The following is a 1,860-nucleotide window of genomic DNA, read 5'->3' on the forward strand; positions in this document are numbered from 1 at the left end:
CGAATGTAGGCAGCAATGTTGTCTTTACCTTAACAGCAAGCAATGCAGGACCAAGTGCAGCAACAGGCGTAGTAGTAACTGACCAGTTGCCCTCTGGCTATGCATATGTATCAGACAATGGAGGTACATCGACGAGCGAATCAGCAGGCTTGATTACTTGGACAATAGGAGACTTGGCAGATGGGGCTAATGCGACATTGGAGATCACAGCGACAGTTTTAGCGACAGGAGATTATGGCAATACGGCGACCATTAACTCAACAAGTGAGGATCCAGATTTGACCAATAATCAAGCATCAGTCACTGTTGTTCCTTTAGTTCCGTTTGATTGTGCTGATAACAGTGCTTTAATTAGTTTAGGTCCAAATATCAATACAGGTACTACGCTTTTCCAAATAAATAGGGTAGCAAACCCATTCGTTTATGTCCCGATTGGAAACAATAGTCATGGTATCACCTACAACGCCATCGGTTACAATATCCAAGATAATTTCCTTTATGGAATTAACCAATCTGGAGGGTCTTCCAATGAACTGGTAAGGGTAGATGCTAATGGAACAGTGATCAACCTTGGCCCAATTTCGGGTTTACCTGTTGGTAATTATATCAGTGGGGATATGGACGCTAGTGGATTTTTATATGTCAATGTAGCTGGGTCAATTAGTTCCATATACAAAATTAATGTTGCGACTAGGCAAATGGTTGAGGAAATTGTTTTGACTTTAGAACTGAACAATGTTCCTGATATTGCATTTAATCCAGTAAATGGCTTGCTTTATGGGGTTATACAAGGGTTTGGATCAACCCGAGGAAGGTTATTTAGCATAAACCCAGCTAATGGCAATGTTGGCCTAATTGGTCCAGCTTTTACCACAGCAGGAACTTTTACATTTGGGGCAATGTATGGTGATTCGTTGGGTAACATTTATGGGAATGGTAATGATGGAGGTTTTTTTAAATTTAACTTGGATGATGGAAGTAGAGTAAGAATTTCTAATTCTCAAGCTTCCACAGTGAATGACGGAGCTTTCTGTTCAACTGGCATTTTCAATTTTGATGCTGATCCAAGCTTAGTTAAGACTGTTACATCCTATATTCCTGGGGAAAGTGTGACTTTTCAGATTGTAGTGTCTAATTCAGGACCTTTTGGTGTAGCTTCATTGGTGGTTACAGATCCCATTATTCTAGGCATCCCCATCTCTAATCATACCTATACTGCTACAGTTTCTGGTGGTGCTAGTACCCAAGTGCTAGGAACCCAGACTGGTGCAATCAATGATATAGTAAACCTTCCTATTGACGGATCTGTGACGTATTCATATACTGTAGTGATACCACCTTCCTTCTTAGGACCTCTAACAAATACGGCATCAATATCTGTACCTCTTGAAATTAATGATATTAATCCTGGTAACAATGAATCCACTGCTAGTGTATCTATCATTAGGGCTAATTCAGATTCAGCTGGTCCAATTAATGGTCTTGTCGGTGCTACGAATATAGGTATAAATGTCCTCGATAACGACACATTCAATGCAGCAGCGGTAGTTCCCGCCAATGTCACAATCTCTCCAAATACTAATGGTCCTTTAACAGTCAATGCAGATGGTACTGTTTCTGTAGCGTCCAATACACCAGCAGGTACATACAATGTAAATTATACAGTTTGTCTGAATTCTAACCCAAGCAACTGCTCAACCACTACAGTTACTGTAACAGTTATTAGGCTTGATGCGAATGTTGGCATTGAGAAAACATCCAGCAGTGCGACACCGAATGTAGGCAGCAATGTTGTCTTTACCTTAACAGCAAGCAATGCAGGACCAAGTGCAGCAACAGGCGTAGTAGTAACTGACCAGT

Annotated in this window: 1 protein-coding gene; it reads left to right on the plus strand. The window is 40.9% G+C overall.

Going from position 1 to position 1,860, the window contains the following annotated elements:
• Positions 1–1,860: DUF11 domain-containing protein (locus MM214_RS18840; protein ID WP_241297728.1), on the plus strand; the 1,860-nt coding region annotated here is incomplete at both ends.

Origin of the sequence: Belliella kenyensis (assembly GCF_022549675.1) — a bacterium.
Lineage (GTDB): Bacteria > Bacteroidota > Bacteroidia > Cytophagales > Cyclobacteriaceae > Belliella > Belliella kenyensis.